Annotated in this window: 15 protein-coding genes; 5 read left to right on the top strand and 10 right to left on the bottom strand. The window is 41.3% G+C overall.

The genetic code is table 11. The features are described 5' to 3' along the window. The coding region (locus tag Q0X72_RS00260) for an alginate lyase family protein (RefSeq protein WP_297760291.1) at nucleotides 1-551 on the top strand (551 nt) is incomplete at its 5' end. A 196-nt stretch (nucleotides 552-747) separates the two neighbouring features. After that, nucleotides 748-1,215 (top strand): hypothetical protein, encoded by a 468-nt coding sequence (locus tag Q0X72_RS00265; protein ID WP_297760294.1) that lies wholly within the window; start codon nucleotides 748-750, stop codon nucleotides 1,213-1,215. A gap of 2 nt (nucleotides 1,216-1,217) precedes the next feature. On the opposite strand, the gene Q0X72_RS00270 is transcribed toward Q0X72_RS00265, so the two are convergent. Beyond that, on the bottom strand, nucleotides 1,218-2,087 hold the full coding sequence (locus Q0X72_RS00270; RefSeq protein ID WP_297760297.1) for a DUF808 domain-containing protein: 870 nt from the start codon (nucleotides 2,085-2,087) through the stop codon (nucleotides 1,218-1,220). A gap of 321 nt (nucleotides 2,088-2,408) precedes the next feature. Here Q0X72_RS00270 and Q0X72_RS00275 point away from each other — a divergent pair, with 321 nt between their 5' ends. Next, nucleotides 2,409-2,831 (top strand): hypothetical protein, encoded by a 423-nt coding sequence (locus tag Q0X72_RS00275; protein ID WP_297760300.1) that lies wholly within the window; start codon nucleotides 2,409-2,411, stop codon nucleotides 2,829-2,831. A gap of 50 nt (nucleotides 2,832-2,881) precedes the next feature. On the opposite strand, the gene Q0X72_RS00280 is transcribed toward Q0X72_RS00275, so the two are convergent. The 8 genes from Q0X72_RS00280 to Q0X72_RS00315 all read right to left on the bottom strand — a co-directional run bounded on the left by Q0X72_RS00280 (nucleotide 2,882) and on the right by Q0X72_RS00315 (nucleotide 8,135). Further along, the gene (locus Q0X72_RS00280; RefSeq protein WP_297760303.1) at nucleotides 2,882-3,442 is read right to left on the bottom strand and encodes a hypothetical protein; all 561 of its coding nucleotides are present in this window, start codon (nucleotides 3,440-3,442) and stop codon (nucleotides 2,882-2,884) included. Nucleotides 3,443-3,526: 84 nt separating this feature from the next. Next, nucleotides 3,527-3,949 (bottom strand): VOC family protein, encoded by a 423-nt coding sequence (locus Q0X72_RS00285; RefSeq protein WP_297760306.1) that lies wholly within the window; start codon nucleotides 3,947-3,949, stop codon nucleotides 3,527-3,529. Between the two features lie 658 nt (nucleotides 3,950-4,607). Beyond that, nucleotides 4,608-5,012, bottom strand: a complete 405-nt coding sequence (mscL, locus tag Q0X72_RS00290; protein ID WP_297760309.1) for a large conductance mechanosensitive channel protein MscL — start codon at nucleotides 5,010-5,012, stop codon at nucleotides 4,608-4,610. A 71-nt stretch (nucleotides 5,013-5,083) separates the two neighbouring features. Then, the gene (locus tag Q0X72_RS00295) at nucleotides 5,084-6,010 is read right to left on the bottom strand and encodes a DUF3078 domain-containing protein (RefSeq protein ID WP_297760312.1); all 927 of its coding nucleotides are present in this window, start codon (nucleotides 6,008-6,010) and stop codon (nucleotides 5,084-5,086) included. A gap of 40 nt (nucleotides 6,011-6,050) precedes the next feature. Continuing rightward, the gene (locus Q0X72_RS00300) at nucleotides 6,051-6,380 is read right to left on the bottom strand and encodes a YegP family protein (protein ID WP_297760315.1); all 330 of its coding nucleotides are present in this window, start codon (nucleotides 6,378-6,380) and stop codon (nucleotides 6,051-6,053) included. A gap of 89 nt (nucleotides 6,381-6,469) precedes the next feature. Beyond that, the gene (locus Q0X72_RS00305) at nucleotides 6,470-7,288 is read right to left on the bottom strand and encodes a mechanosensitive ion channel domain-containing protein (RefSeq protein WP_297760319.1); all 819 of its coding nucleotides are present in this window, start codon (nucleotides 7,286-7,288) and stop codon (nucleotides 6,470-6,472) included. 29 nt (nucleotides 7,289-7,317) lie between these two features. After that, nucleotides 7,318-7,506, bottom strand: a complete 189-nt coding sequence (locus Q0X72_RS00310; protein WP_297760322.1) for a hypothetical protein — start codon at nucleotides 7,504-7,506, stop codon at nucleotides 7,318-7,320. Beyond that, a complete protein-coding gene (locus tag Q0X72_RS00315; protein WP_297760325.1) occupies nucleotides 7,506-8,135 on the bottom strand; it encodes a sigma-70 family RNA polymerase sigma factor in 630 nt (209 codons plus the stop codon). The genes Q0X72_RS00310 and Q0X72_RS00315 overlap by 1 nt, the downstream gene beginning before the upstream one ends. Nucleotides 8,136-8,757: 622 nt before the next feature. Between Q0X72_RS00315 and Q0X72_RS00320 the strand changes: the two genes are divergently transcribed. Further along, nucleotides 8,758-11,310, top strand: coding sequence for an adenosylcobalamin-dependent ribonucleoside-diphosphate reductase (locus Q0X72_RS00320; protein WP_297760328.1), 2,553 nt, complete (start codon nucleotides 8,758-8,760; stop codon nucleotides 11,308-11,310). 97 nt (nucleotides 11,311-11,407) lie between these two features. Here Q0X72_RS00320 and Q0X72_RS00325 read toward each other — a convergent pair whose 3' ends face one another. Next, on the bottom strand, nucleotides 11,408-13,933 hold the full coding sequence (locus Q0X72_RS00325; RefSeq protein WP_297760331.1) for a DUF2339 domain-containing protein: 2,526 nt from the start codon (nucleotides 13,931-13,933) through the stop codon (nucleotides 11,408-11,410). 279 nt (nucleotides 13,934-14,212) lie between these two features. Between Q0X72_RS00325 and Q0X72_RS00330 the strand changes: the two genes are divergently transcribed. Beyond that, nucleotides 14,213-14,725 (top strand): nuclear transport factor 2 family protein, encoded by a 513-nt coding sequence (locus Q0X72_RS00330; protein WP_297760334.1) that lies wholly within the window; start codon nucleotides 14,213-14,215, stop codon nucleotides 14,723-14,725. The last annotated feature ends 24 nt before the right edge of the window (nucleotides 14,726-14,749 follow it).

The following is a 14,749-nucleotide window of genomic DNA, read 5'->3' on the forward strand; positions in this document are numbered from 1 at the left end:
GCCAATTCGCAACTTGGATGGTGGAAAGCCCTACAGGTATCGAAGAGTCTATGCAACCGAACAACCATGGTTCCTGGTATAACGCTCAACTCATTCTTTATGCGCTCTATGGCGAAAACTTCGATCTGGCGCGCAAACAACTTGACGACATGCCTACTCGCATATTTTCCCAGGTCTTCATCGATGGACGCCAACCCCAGGAGCTCATCCGCACTCGGTCGCTAAACTACAGCATTTTCAATGCCCGGGCTCTAATTACTGTGGCCCGTCTTGGTCGCCATCTCAACTACGACCTCTTTGCTTATCGCAGTCTAGAAGGCCGGAGCATAAGGCTTGCAGTAGACTATATGACACCATTTATATTGGGCGAGAAAGAATGGCCTATTATGCAACTTCGGCCCCACAGTAATGAAAGCGCTGCAGAGCTATATTGGAATGCAGCAAAAGGTTTTCAGGATCGCGAATACGCCAATCTGCTACGCAAACTGCCAGAATCCCCTCTTCCATCGTCCATCGTGCAATTACTCGATCCACTGCCTGAAGGCTGGTAAACCCAGCCTGCCCTTCCGTGATTCTCCTCTAAGCGGGTGCGGGTCAATAATCAGATCTCCTTAGAAACCTTACTATCCCTATTTAGAGGTTCACCGCAATCGGGATATATGATTAATTGCTGATTATTTTGAATATCCTATAAATAATTAATACTTTAAAAGTGTGTTTTAATCATATAATAGACATTGGTCTGTGATGAGAAATAAAGACAACTTTGATCGGCTAAAGGCGAAATCGCATATAACATTGATGCTCCTCTTTGTAATAGGAACATGCTGCAGTATGAGGCTTAATGCGCAAACGAATCCATCTATTGATGAATTGCATAATTACTTTAACAACCAGCAGTTACTCCTCACATATAGGGAAGGTGAGGTTTTGTATGGGACCTATTATTTTATAGAAGTTCATTATTGCCCCAATGGGTATTATGGTTTATACGGAAATACGGTAAAGCGAACGGTATTGGGTAATGAGCAAAAATCTAACTGGCAAGAATACGGTACCTGGAAGATCATCAACCAAAACAATATTAACGGTATCTTATATATTCCCACCAATGGCAACCAACAGTTTTATCCCCTCTATAAATTGGCCAATGGAGATCTTTTTATTAATGAAGGGGTAACCATTGTGAATCAAGGATCGGCAATTTGTCAATAAGCCTATAAACTGGCAACTAACTTCCTGCCTCCCTTATACACCAGCAGCACCAGAAAGCCGGTTAGAAGTCCGACAACAAATTCATAGATGAGATCCGGGAGCCATGGAAAGGGGTTGTGCAAAAAAGACAGGTTATGGGCAAAGATGCCGCCCGAGACCAGCAGCAGTGCTATAGTACCAATAACGGCCAGTGATTTGATCACCCAGGGCAGGGCATTCACAAAAAACCGCCCTATGATATCAGAAATACTGTTGTCTTCACCGTTTAATTTTATTAGTCGGGTTCCAAACTCATCCATTCTTACGATCAATGCCACAATACCATACACCCCTACCGTAGCCAGCAGCGCTATAAAGGTCACTACCAGGATCTGAGTGGTTAAGGGCTTGTTGAGAACAGTTCCTAATGCGATGATCACAATTTCGATAGACAAGATAAAATCGGTGAGGATGGCCGACTTTATCTTGGCCTTTTCCATTATAAGGATGTCCTTTTTCTCGATCGGCTTGAGATCGGCAGGAATGCGGGCATGTTCATGTGGCACAAAGAATTCGTAGATCTTTTCGGCCCCTTCATAAGCGAGATACAGGCCGCCAAGTACCAGGATGACGATCACTGCCCAGGGTAAAAAGGCACTTAAAAGAAAGGCAATGGGCAGGATGATTATTTTATTGAGCAGCGAGCCTTTGGTGATGGCCCAAAGCACCGGAAGTTCTCGTTTGGAGGCAAAGCCGGAAGCTTTTTCTGCGTTTACGGCCAGATCATCTCCTAAAATTCCCGCCGTTTTTTCGGTGGCAACTTTGCTCATGGAGGCAACATCATCTAGCAGCGTAGCTACATCATCTAAAATTGCAAAAAATCCTGAGGCCATCTTTTTGTTTAAAGGTCAAAGATAATTCAGGATCTTTAATTAGCTAAATGCATGGAATAAAAGGTGGTAAATGTCAGGTCGAGCGGAGTCGAAGGGATTATTTTTTCGGGGTTTCTATTTACGGTTTCCTCAGTGATTAATAGATTTTAACATGTATGCTGAAATTTCGGTCCAGTTCTCTGTTTTATATTGATAATCAAATAGTTACTAATATATTTTGCATCATAAAATTGCATTGCGTAAGAAAATGAGCATGAGAAGTGTCATATTTTAGGTGAAATTTCGTTTCATATATATATTCTTGGTATTAATAGAACATATATGAAAAAAATTGCATTGTTACTTTTTCTTTTGATCATTAGTTGTGGCAAAGACGATATAGAGACATCCAACATTACATGGGAGGTGAATGGACAAGGATTATCTACTAGAATACAAGGCGGGGGATATGGGAATGAATATCAGGTATTTTTACCCTGGACCTCTAGTTTTAAAACGGCAGAAACGGATAATTTAGGATTATTCGTAAGGCTAAATGATTCTACCCTGGCAAATGATGGCCTGGAAAGCATCATTTTAAAAATAGATGGGGAAGTTATCGTTGAAAAAACGAATTGGATCCATTCTGCCTCTGTTACACCCGGAATGATATTACCAGATGATACGGGTTTATGGTCTTATATAGACGGAGTAGAGGGAAAAAGTTATTCCGCACTTCCTCCAACGTCATACGCTTCAGAGTAGACAAGTTCTTTGTTGAGGTAGATGTAAGGTAAAATGGATAGTAATAATATTCAATTCAAATTCATCTCATGAATCGAAGAGCGTTTAAATAGCATGCTTGATAAATAAAATAGCAGCGCAAAAAATCCACTTAATAGAAAAACTCCAATGACACTGGGTGCCCATGAAATTTCTGATGGTGGCCAAATAATTAATGCCGTGATTGGTACCATCATTTGAACAATAGAAGCAACTAATAGTGTAATGGACATTCCCTTCGCTTTAAAACGCGAAATTAAAGCACCCACTAAACCTACTACGAATACGACACCATATAGAAGGTTAGCATCCTGGTTTTCGCTACCTATTAGTCCCACTGCACCATTTACCCAAAATAACAAAAAGGCTCCCAGCAAGCCTATTATGAAAGCCATTCTATAGGTTGTCTTTTTTGATTTTCCAGCGATAAGTTCGTATGTAATTCCAATTCCGAGCAGTACAATCCCCATTAGTATGAAATCTGTTAAATCCCAGTTTACTTCATCAGTAAATTGCATGGCAACAAATGGAACTAGTAAAGCGCAAACCACGAATACAAGCCAACCAAAAAGTCTTTTTTTGGATAAAATCATACTCTAATTTAATCAATTGAATTTTTTTCACAAAATCCTCAGTGTTCAGTCTACATGTGCCCAATGTTGTATGCTGGCTTTTCACTATTCGTTTTCCGTCCAAGGGTCGTATGAACCAAAGTTCCATATATATTCCTCAGTATCCTTGCATGTATAGCCGCGTCCACCATATTCTTCATCTTTAATTTCTATTAGAATTTTTGCTCCCGCAGCAACGGCCTTTTCATAGTGTTCATCAATTTTCTCGACTACAATATAAGGTGCTTGAGTGTTATTTCCGTGGAGGCTTTGGGGCGTTTTTACAAGTTTTCCATATTCGTTTTCATTTTCAGAACCTAACATAATCATGGAATTACCATATGTCAGTTGTGCGTGCGTAATGGTATTATTCTCTCCTTCCACTATGAGGTGTTTTTCAAATCCGAATGCGATGCATAGCCAATCAATTGCCGTTCGGGCATTTTTGTATCGCATTGTCGGGATAATGCATGCTTTATTTTCTTTCATATTTATTTGATTCGTTTTCTACAAGTACAAGTTACAGCAAAGTGGTTATTTTGTTCCTTATCGATTAAGGAAAGTTCGTTTTATATACGTACTAAAATAGCCTTTATCCCAAAATCATCCACAGATATGAGTTGTTATTTGGAATCTTTACCCCATACACATAATCTAATTATGTAGAATTTATTAAAATGCTGTCCCAACCACCTGTTGGAATGGTTTAAACTCAATAACCACAAGGATTTTAAATGATTTTGCAAGATTCTACTATATATAAACTTGCCATCTTTTATAGGCCTTTTAAGGAACTATGAGATAAGTCATAGATTGCAATATATTGTAGCCTCAACTTTGTAGAAATATTTAAAATCAAGTGTTATGACTTTATTTTTAACCGCAATAATGGGAATGATAGCCATAGTTTTAGTGGTCTCAATCGTAGATAGTATTTCTGACAAATAACATATAAGTAATATTCGGGACAGACACCCTGCTAGCCAGAACGTCACCTTGAGTGTCTGCGATATGTAAACATGCCATTGGTATGGGTGTCGAGATATGACATTATGTTCAGGTAAAATCTTTAAGAGTTTCACAACAAATAACCCCCTGCACTTTATGGCGCAGGGGGTTATCTAATTCTTCTTTTTATGTAAGAGATCTATCTCTTCTTCAAAAGGTCTCGTATATCAGCCAGAAGATCTTCTTGTGAAGGTCCTGCCGGTGCCGGAGGCGGTGGTGGCGTTTTTGTTTTATTGTATGCCTTTACGATCATAAACAACACAAAACCTACTATGATAAGGTTCACGATGGTATTCATCCATGCCCCATAACGAATGGCATTTTCTGCAACAGCACCTGCTTCTCCTGCAACACCAGAGGCCTCGGTTAACACGTACTTCAGACTTGCAAAATCTGCACCGCCGGCAAATTCCCCTACTACGGGCATAACGATGTCGTTTACAAATCCGTTAACCACAAGCCCAACGGCCCCGGCCAAAATAACTGCGACGGCAAATTCAATTACATTGCCGGTCATGATAAAATTTTTAAATTCTTTTAGCATTAGTTCTACTAGTTTAAATGATTAATAAAATATTTAGTTAATAAATGGAATTCTTATTTATTCTGATTTTGCTAGAACGCATAACTCAAGCCTACCGTCCAATAGGTTTGAAGCTCATTGTCTACCGTATCAAAAGTATCTGTGGTATTCCCCAAGGTATTGACGGAATAGTTCAAAGCTTCCTGCTTGTTGTTCCGCAATCCAAAATCGAAACCAACACCTATCATCTTCCATAAGGTATAGGAGAAGGAATTGGTCCACGTCCAGTTGCTGAGATCCCCGCTTTCATAACTTTGAAATAAGGAGAGGTTGCTCTTAAAATTTACGGCCCCTATGCTTCTGGTGTAATCTGCCACTATCTTAGCTCCCAGGGAAGAATTGAAAATGGCGTCTTCTTTGCTAAATACAAAGTTGTAGTTCAATGGGTGGATCACCACCACAAGATCATCGCAAGGAGTCCAGGTACCCCCAACCCCAATATCGAGATATCCGGGATCGTTAAAATTGTTCAGGATAGTTGTTCTGTACTCTCCCAGGGTAGAGATGGCAAACTTCTCGCTGATTTTTCTACCGTAGAGGGAAGTAATATTAAAGACATCGGTGGCTTCCCTAAAACTATCATCGTCCGTAGGATCGTCCTTGTCATCAATTTTTACCCAGTTTAAATTTACGTTAGCGGCATTTCTCCAGAAGAACTTATCTTCCTTTAAATTAGCAAAGGCATTTACAGTAAATCCAATATTACCGGCCGAGTTATTCGGAAAGCCCTGAGAATACCAGTTGTTAAAACTAGACAGGTTTACCCCAATTGTCCCAAAGGCGCCTTTTTTCCATCCCGGGAGGGCATTGATCTGACCTTGAATAGCATCTACCCGCCCCTGAATGGCGTTAATAGAGTCCTTTTTAAGTGCCTGTGTGGCTTTTAATTCAGCTGCTGTTTGGGCGTAGGTAAACACACCTCCCATCACAAAAAGAGCTAACAGTATTAATTTTTTCATCGTTTTTGTTTTAATAGTTATTTTAAATTGTTTTTAATTTCTAGGAGTTATCCTCTATAGGCGCACCAATAGCATTTTTCTTTACTGAAGCGATCCCATTTTCCATTCCGGCAGTGTTGCTATACATTTCACTGGTGCCAATGATCTGTCCGTTAGTTGCCTTTAAAGTGAAATAAGGGCTGCCATCTTTGGCTGTTTTACGATCATACCTTTTATCATCTTTGGCATTTCTTTCTACCGAGCTGATGCCTTTCTTGCAACCCGACATGGATTTGTAAGATTGGCTGCTTAAGATCACCTGTCCGTTCGAAGCTTTAAGGTCGAACTTACACAGACCCGATTTTGTTTTTTTAATTTCAAATTTTCCCATTTTAATTTCTATTATTAATTACACAAATTGTTGATTATAGTTGATCTTAACGAACGTCATGGTCCGGGCCGGCCGCTCGCTATTCCGCACTATTTTATTTCTACTTTATTTTGAACCAGATCCTTAATGGGGATCACTATCCTGGCGGTTTTGGTTTTTACCGTTACCGAGATACCGTCTATAGCTTCTATGGTACCTTCTATTTTCTTTGTTTTGATAGAATCTCCCACGGCATATGTTTTACGGGCGTAGAAGGTGGTGAGCAGGTCTGCCACCACTTCCCTGGATCCCAGACCTAAACCAATGGCAAACGCCAGGAGAAAGGCCCCTATGATCATAGTAATATTGCCGGTGATGATCTCCGTATCTATCCCGGCCTGGTTTAGCGCGGTTACCAATACAAAAATGATGATCATATAGTACACAATGCCGCTAATTATCTTTGACCCGCTCATGCCCATGGATTCGAAAATCCCGATCAATGCTTTCCGGATCAATTTGGCGGCAAACATCCCTATCATAAAAATAACGACGGCACTAAGCAGCACAGGTAAGTAGCGCAACAGGTTTGAGATCTCGGTTGAAATAACCGTTAGGCCCATTATTTCGGCGGCTACTATGATAAAAGTGATCCATAAGATCCCTTTTACAAAGCCTATTAATATCTTGGACACATCTACTTTTACATTGCTTTTCTCTCCAAATAATTTGGCGTCATTGATCTTTTCAGATACGTTATCTATCCGGGCTATTCGCAAGATCTTTCTCAAAATAAACGAGGTGATCTTAATGATGATCCATGCCAGGAGCAGAACAATGATGGCGCCTATGATTCCGGGGAGTGCAGAGACGATATCCTGAAGGATAGATTTGAGGGATTCTGATGCTAAGCTTCCAATTGTTTCCATAATTTTAGTGAGATTAGATAGTTAGTTTGTTAGTTTTTACGACGGGTTTTAAACATGCCAGACAGCACCTCTTTAACGTTAAGGGTGAACAGGGAGGCCAGGTCCATAATAAGTTTGGCTGTGGCAACATCATTCATCACCTTTGTTTTAAGGTTAGGGGGAGCCTCCTTTATTAATTTACCCAGATCTTTAAACGGATTTTGTTTGTTATCTGCCATTATGGGGTTGCATTATAGGTTTCTATTAGTCTTAACTTCGCCCTTTTCAGTCGCATTTTTACAGCACTTTCACCAATATTCAGAATGGCACAAAGTTCTTTGATGGGAACATCATCCTGATATTTCAGCAGCAAAATGGCTTTATCTTCCGGGGCTATTTGTTCCAATACTCTTTTTAGCTTGTCTGTTCGCATATGAAATAAGCTTCTATCCTCTACATTTATGGACAAACTAGCATCGGTATCCTCCAGCTTTTCCCATTTCTCACTCATTTTCCGCTCTTTGTTCCTGTTCACATAGTTGACACAAAAATTATAGGTTAAGGCATACACCCAACTAGAGAATTTAGACGCGCCTCTAAAACTTCCCATTTTAACGTATATCATAAGAAAAACATCCTGTGTGAGATCTGCGGCCTCATCCTCCGACCTTGAAAAACCTGCACATTTAGTATAGACCTTATTTGCATACCTGTCATAAATAATACCGAATAAAAGGGTGTTTTTAGTCTCAATGATCGTTTTAACCAATTCCTCGTCCGTAAGGCTGCGATACGGATTTTCATCTGTTAAATCAGACTTATATCGATCACCGATTAATACAAGAAACAGTTTTTTGAGTATGGTCACCTTCTACTATGGTTTGAATCTGTTATTTGGTAAACGACAGCAATTTAATGAAACATTGAGATAAGGGTCCCCTTCGGAAATTTTTATATTTCCACAGAGACCCAAATCAACCCAACCAACTATCGTAACGTTCATCAAATTCTTTAATCGTTTTCACTGTAAGCATTTAGTAGGTTTTCCCGAGATCTGCATAGTACTTGTAAGGGGATACAGGTACTTGCAGAGAGGGTGCCAAATAAAAAAGGCAAGTTCACGATTGTATGTTTTAAAAAGAACAAGTAATGATTCACATACTTAAGACACCATAATTTTTAAAAGGTCACTATTCGGATCAAAATCTATAAGAAATTATGACAGTTTAGGAGCCGTTTTAAGGAACAAATTTTGTGGTTTAAAAGACATGCCGTCTGCTCTGCCCCCTGCGGACAGGCATCCTATCCATTTAATGGAACTTGTATTTTTTTGTCAACTTTTTTATGTTGATAAATTATTAAATAACTGATAATCAGTAGTTTTAACCTTATTCTTTGTACACTTTATGATTTTTATCATAAAATAGTTCTTTTCTTTTTGTCTAATTTTAGAGCAGAATTACAACCTAATAAATCATACTCTTCTATAAATGCAAACAACTACTTCCTCAAATCCCACTACAACATACACCCAGGATGAAGCTTTTGAAGCTTCGCTGATCTATTTTAAAGGCGATGATCTGGCCGCCCGTGTATGGGTAAACAAATATGCCCTGAAAGATTCTGACGGAAACATCTATGAACGTACGCCAGACGATATGCACCGCAGGATCGCTCGCGAAATTGCGAGGATCGAGGTCAAGTATCCAAATCCGATGAAGGAAGAGGAAGTTTTTGATCTCATAAAGAACTTCAAATACATAGTCCCTCAGGGTAGCCCGATGGCGGGTATTGGCAACCCGTTTCAAATTGCCTCGCTTTCCAATTGCTTTGTGATAGGAACGGATGGGAAATCTGATTCCTATGGCGGTATCCTGAAGATAGACCAGGAACAGGTGCAATTGATGAAACGCAGGGGAGGTGTGGGGCACGATTTATCTCATATTCGACCCAAGGGCTCGCCGGTAAAAAATTCTGCCCTAACCTCTACGGGATTGGTGCCTTTTATGGAACGATATTCAAATTCTACGCGTGAGGTGGCACAAGATGGAAGAAGGGGAGCCTTAATGCTATCCGTATCTATCAACCATCCCGATGCTGAGAATTTTATAGATGCCAAAATGGAACAGGGTAAAGTAACGGGCGCCAATGTTTCCGTTCGCATGGACGATGCTTTTATGAAAGCTGTTGAAAATGATGGCACCTACACCCAAAAATTCCCGATCCATAGTGCTGATCCAAAATTTAAGAAGGAGATAAAAGCGTCTGAACTATGGGGTAAAATTGTCCATAACGCCTGGAAATCGGCTGAACCGGGAATTTTGTTCTGGGACACCATAATCAATGAATCGGTACCAGACTGCTATGCAGATCTGGGCTATAAAACGGTCTCAACCAATCCTTGTGGCGAGATCCCTCTTTGCCCCTATGATTCTTGCCGCTTGCTGGCCATCAATCTTTTGTCTTATGTAGATGCGCCTTTTACAGATAAAGCTGCCTTTAATTTTCCGCTCTTTAAAAAACACGTAGCGGTAGCACAGCGTATTATGGACGATATCATAGACCTGGAGCTCGAAAAAGTGGACGGCATCCTAAAGAAAATTGCCGACGACCCGGAATTGGAAGACACCAAAATGGTGGAATATAACCTTTGGCAGAACATAAAGAAAAAAGCACAGGAAGGCCGCCGTACCGGCATTGGCATCACGGCAGAAGGCGATATGCTGGCGGCATTAGGTATGCGTTATGGCAGTGAAAAAGCAAACAGTTTTTCCATCGAGGTGCATAAGACCCTGGCCATTGAGGCTTACAGGGCATCCGTGCATACGGCACGCGACAGAGGTGCGTTCGAAATATTTAACGCAGAACGGGAGAAGGAAAACCCGTTTATTCTCCGTTTAAAGGAAGCCGATGAAAAGCTGTATTATGAAATGCTGGAATACGGCAGACGAAATATTGCCCTGTTGACCATTGCACCTACAGGGACCACAAGTTTAATGACCCAGACCTCTTCTGGCATTGAACCCGTATTTCTTCCGGTGTATAAACGCAGACGAAAAGTTAACCCTAACGATAAGGAGGCCCGCGTAGACTTTGTAGATGAGGTGGGCGACTCCTGGGAAGAATACCTGGTGTTTCATCATCAGTTTAAGGCCTGGATGAATATCAAAGGCTATGACACCGATAAAAATTACACCCAGAATGAGATCAATGCTATTGTAAAAAAATCTCCTTATTACAAGGCTACTTCCAACGATGTAGATTGGCTGAGCAAGGTGCGATTGCAAGGGGCAGTACAAAAGTGGGTAGATCATTCCATAAGCGTTACTATAAACCTCCCCAACGATGCTACAGAAGAACTGGTAGGAAAATTATATTTGGAAGCCTGGAAGGTGGGATGTAAAGGAGTTACAGTATACAGGGATGGATCCCGTTCTGGTGTACTGATCTCTAATGAGGATAACAAAGAGGACAAACAAGAAACCTTAACCTCAGTTCCTACCAAAAGACCACAGATCCTTGAGGCAGACGTGGTGCGTTTTCAGAACAACAAGGAAAAGTGGATCGCTTTTATAGGTCGTATAGACAGTAAACCCTACGAGATCTTCACTGGTCTGGCAGATGATGACGATGGTATTTTGATACCTCGCTGGGTAGATGAAGGGGTGATCATCAAGAACAGGGACGAAGACGGTAACTCGCGCTATGATTTTCAATACAAGAACACCCGGGGGTACAAGACCACTATTGAGGGTCTTTCCCATAAGTTTGATCCCGAATATTGGAACTATGCAAAACTGATATCGAGTACGCTGCGTCATGGGATGCCGATTGATAAAATTGTGGACCTCATCAACAGTCTGCACCTGGATAGCGAACAGATTAACACCTGGAAAAATGGCGTTGTACGTGCGTTAAAAAGATATGTGGCTGATGGTGTGGCCGCCAAAGGTCAGAAATGCAGCAATTGCAAATCTACCAATTTGATCTACCAGGAAGGTTGCCTAACCTGCACGGACTGTGGTTCGTCTAAATGTGGTTAAGGAGGGCCTATGTTCTCCGATTCTCAGTAGAACCTGGAAGGTCTTTACCTAGCTATTGTTTGTTCTTTATTTCCGTTTGTGACGATGGCTATCGCTACTATCGGGATGATATATGTGATCTAAACTTGTTGTACAAAAAGGAAATTAGCAACAACAAGATGCCCAGAGAGACAAAGACCACCGTTTTTGACAGTGTGGAAAGGTCTACCAGATCGTAGAAGAACAGTTTTAAAAGCGTGATACCAAACAGTACTATAGCCGCTACCCTAAGGTGTTTTTTGCCCTTCCAGATCCCAAATGCGCTAAGGCCAAGGGCATAGACACCCCAGAAAATAGTAAGCCCCAATTTATAGGAATCCTGTGCCCCGGACAGATCTAACCAGTGGATGAGTTCACTGCTGGCTGTCCATAGAATAACTACACTTAGGATCAGATCGAAGGGGATGGCATACTGCACTTTTGTATAGTGTTGTTTTAGATGTCTGGATGCCACTACAAGCAAGGCAGTTACAAAGGCATAAGCCAGATAACGGATGCCCAGATAGAACCAGCCGCCGGTAAAACCTTCTGTCAAATATTTATCCCGCAGTTCACTGAGTTCATACAGCCCTACGGTTAAGAAGAACAGCAGGCCAAGAGCTCCCAGGCACAAACTTAGGATACCTATTATCTTGCTTTTTATCTTGCCATCATTGACCATCAAAAGCAGGGTGGTATAACCCACAAAATACAACATACCCCATACGGTTTTAAAGGAGAGGAAGTCGTAGTTATACTCTTTGCCATACGAACCCGGAGTGATCTCCGTAGCAGAATCCTGAAACAGACCATCCCAGTAATAAGAAATTTCATGGGCGAAGGTAAAATAAAGTACAAGTAATAGCATGCCCGAAAGGCCCACCGATACAGCGGAAGCTGCAGTTTTATCATTCGCAAAGGCGACAGCATACTTTTTGTCATAGTGCAGGTAATTGATACCACCCAAGACCCCGCTAAAGAGAAGGGAGCTTAAAAAAGTAACATTAAGAAGCGATGGGAAGCGAGTTACTTCCTCCAAAAGGTACACATCATAATAGGTCTCGCTCCAATCCTGGAGGATGCTGAAAAAGGCAAGCACGAGCACAGGATAGGCAATTTTTTCATAAATGGGCACCTGTTTGGTTCTCCCAATCCAGAACAGCAAAGCCGCTTCCCCAAGCCATAACAGCGTTACCCAATTCCCGTCTAATTGCACAGGAATAGTGAGCGTAACAAAGACAAGGAACATCCCTGAAACCAGGTAGAAAATAGGCTTATCTACCCCCTTTTGTTGATAGATCACCAAGCCCACCACTCCATGCACCAGCGCATGGAAAAGGGTATATAATCCAAGATAGGATTCCCATTCCGGCATATCTTTTATGAGGCTATAGCCCAGGCCATAGAACACAAAGGAATTAGCCAGGACCAGGACAATATCGAGCACCTCATAGGGCTCTTTTTTTATGAGTTTATAGCCTAGAAAAGTGAGATAGAAGAGGACAAAAAAGACAAAGCCAAAGCCTAACAGTATGCTGAAATGCTCAGGAGCCTCATAGCTGGTCTCATACCAGCTAAGGACGATGAGCCAGGTGACAAAGAACGCGACCAGGTACAGGGGCTTCCAGTATTTTTTGAACGCCACTACCAAAATACCCACATTGATGATTGTCATATAGCTAAAAAGCACCAGAACCTGCCCTTTCCCCTCACTCAATAAAAATGGGATACAATAGGCACCTACCAGCCCAATATGAGCTATAAACTGTTTGTTGTAATTAAGGGCCGCCCCTACTGCGGCAATGGTAACGAGCACCATCAAGGCAAAGGCAGTGACGGGAGAAAGCATGTCATAAAAAGAGTAGGCGGCAAAGGTCATAAAATAGAAGATGGCCATGGCCCCACTGACGAGAACGGCACTAAAATTCTCATATTTTTGCTTTAGCCTTTGGCTTAATACCAACAGGGCTGCGCCTATGGTATAGCCCATGATAATGCGTACAACCGGACTGATCAGATCATTGTCTATGGAGTATTTGGCGCCAATTCCTACACCAATGACCAGCACCGCAATACCGATCTTACTGATAAGGTTTTCCCCTATGTATTTTTCTAAGTCGACCACCGGTTTTTTAGGGGCTGTTGGCTGAGGCGCTGAGGTGCTTTGCATGGCGGGGGCTGCCATTTCCGGAGCGGATGTTTCATAAAACCCTTCCCCTATTGGGAGTGTGGCCCAAAGGAGCACATAGACCAATACGCCAATGCAGAATAGCAGGGCAAAAAGTACCCAAAGCAGTCGCATTAACGCAAGGTTCATCCCATATTTTTGGGCCATCCCGGAACAGACACCCCCTATAATCTTATTGTCCTGAACGCGGACTAATTTGGAAGGAGCAGGGGCGGTCTTAACAGCCTTAGTTTCCTGTTTTACTTCACTTGGCGCCTGGGGAGTTTCCTGTACAGGGGCTGGGGCATGGGGAGCATTTTTAAGTTGGTTGATCTCCTCCCGCAGCTGGGTTATCTCCTCGGCAAAATGCCCGTGTACCTTTTCAAGGACGGCTAATTTTTCTAAGAGTTGATCTATTTTTTGTTGGTTGTCCTCCATGGATTTGAATCAAAAACTTCCGGAGTTTGTACAGGCCTGCGGAATTTTTATTTTACCTAAAGATAGGCCTTACCGAAACATTAGAAGGCTTATATTTTTTTGAAATACTTTTTATGGAAAAAAGAAAGGGTAAATATCACTAGCTTAAATACCATCCCGATCCCGATAGCTCCCCATATTTATCGGGAAGAGACGGGACATGATAGATATTTGTTGTTTTGATTTCCTAATTTAATTCGTAATTTATTGACTGTATACTAACCAAATAAAAATACCAGTATGAAAACAAAAATGATAGTTGCACTGATTATGGTTTTTTCGATTGTGATCACTGCATGCAAACAAAAAGAGGAAGAAGTTGAAGTAGTAAAAATTGATCTTTTAAACGATGAATTTCCAGAGGCCCAGCAAGCCGTTAAAATGACCATAGATAGCATTTCACAAAGTGTGCTGGATGGAGATATAGACAAGCTGATCTCTTTTCATGCTTATAATGAAAAGTTCACTGAATTTAAAAATGGAGAAGTACGAAACAATGGAGCGGAAAATGAAGAATTTGAAAGAAATACATTTGGCTCAGTTACTGAAGTGTTGAAGTTTGATATGAATGATATGAAAATTGCTGTTTTTGGTGATGTGGCCAATGTTACGCTGCACTCAGATTTTCATTTGCAATTTGGTGAAGATCTTGCCGTGGTGAACGAGCAAATGTCGTTGTTATTTCTCAAGACCAAGAATGGATGGAGGATAGTCCATGAACATCATTCACCTTTAGTAAAAATGGAAGAGTAAAGTGCACACAAAAGGAACTTTTAA

The organism is uncultured Muriicola sp. (genome assembly GCF_947258935.1).
In the GTDB taxonomy this organism is placed as follows: Bacteria; Bacteroidota; Bacteroidia; order Flavobacteriales; family Flavobacteriaceae; genus Muriicola.

Excerpts from the sequence above, each read along its gene's own strand:
- Q0X72_RS00275 (WP_297760300.1), top strand. The coding sequence starts at position 2,409 with ATGAAAAAAATTGCATTGTTACTTTTTCTTTTGATCATTAGTTGTGGC.
- Q0X72_RS00300 (WP_297760315.1), bottom strand. The coding sequence starts at position 6,380 with ATGGGAAAATTTGAAATTAAAAAAACAAAATCGGGTCTGTGTAAGTTC.
- Q0X72_RS00265 (WP_297760294.1), top strand. The coding sequence starts at position 748 with ATGAGAAATAAAGACAACTTTGATCGGCTAAAGGCGAAATCGCATATA.
- Q0X72_RS00325 (WP_297760331.1), bottom strand. The coding sequence starts at position 13,933 with ATGGAGGACAACCAACAAAAAATAGATCAACTCTTAGAAAAATTAGCC.
- mscL (WP_297760309.1), bottom strand. The coding sequence starts at position 5,012 with ATGCTAAAAGAATTTAAAAATTTTATCATGACCGGCAATGTAATTGAA.
- Q0X72_RS00330 (WP_297760334.1), top strand. The coding sequence starts at position 14,213 with ATGAAAACAAAAATGATAGTTGCACTGATTATGGTTTTTTCGATTGTG.
- Q0X72_RS00280 (WP_297760303.1), bottom strand. The coding sequence starts at position 3,442 with ATGATTTTATCCAAAAAAAGACTTTTTGGTTGGCTTGTATTCGTGGTT.
- Q0X72_RS00295 (WP_297760312.1), bottom strand. The coding sequence starts at position 6,010 with ATGAAAAAATTAATACTGTTAGCTCTTTTTGTGATGGGAGGTGTGTTT.
- Q0X72_RS00320 (WP_297760328.1), top strand. The coding sequence starts at position 8,758 with ATGCAAACAACTACTTCCTCAAATCCCACTACAACATACACCCAGGAT.
- Q0X72_RS00270 (WP_297760297.1), bottom strand. The coding sequence starts at position 2,087 with ATGGCCTCAGGATTTTTTGCAATTTTAGATGATGTAGCTACGCTGCTA.
- Q0X72_RS00285 (WP_297760306.1), bottom strand. The coding sequence starts at position 3,949 with ATGAAAGAAAATAAAGCATGCATTATCCCGACAATGCGATACAAAAAT.
- Q0X72_RS00305 (WP_297760319.1), bottom strand. The coding sequence starts at position 7,288 with ATGGAAACAATTGGAAGCTTAGCATCAGAATCCCTCAAATCTATCCTT.
- Q0X72_RS00310 (WP_297760322.1), bottom strand. The coding sequence starts at position 7,506 with ATGGCAGATAACAAACAAAATCCGTTTAAAGATCTGGGTAAATTAATA.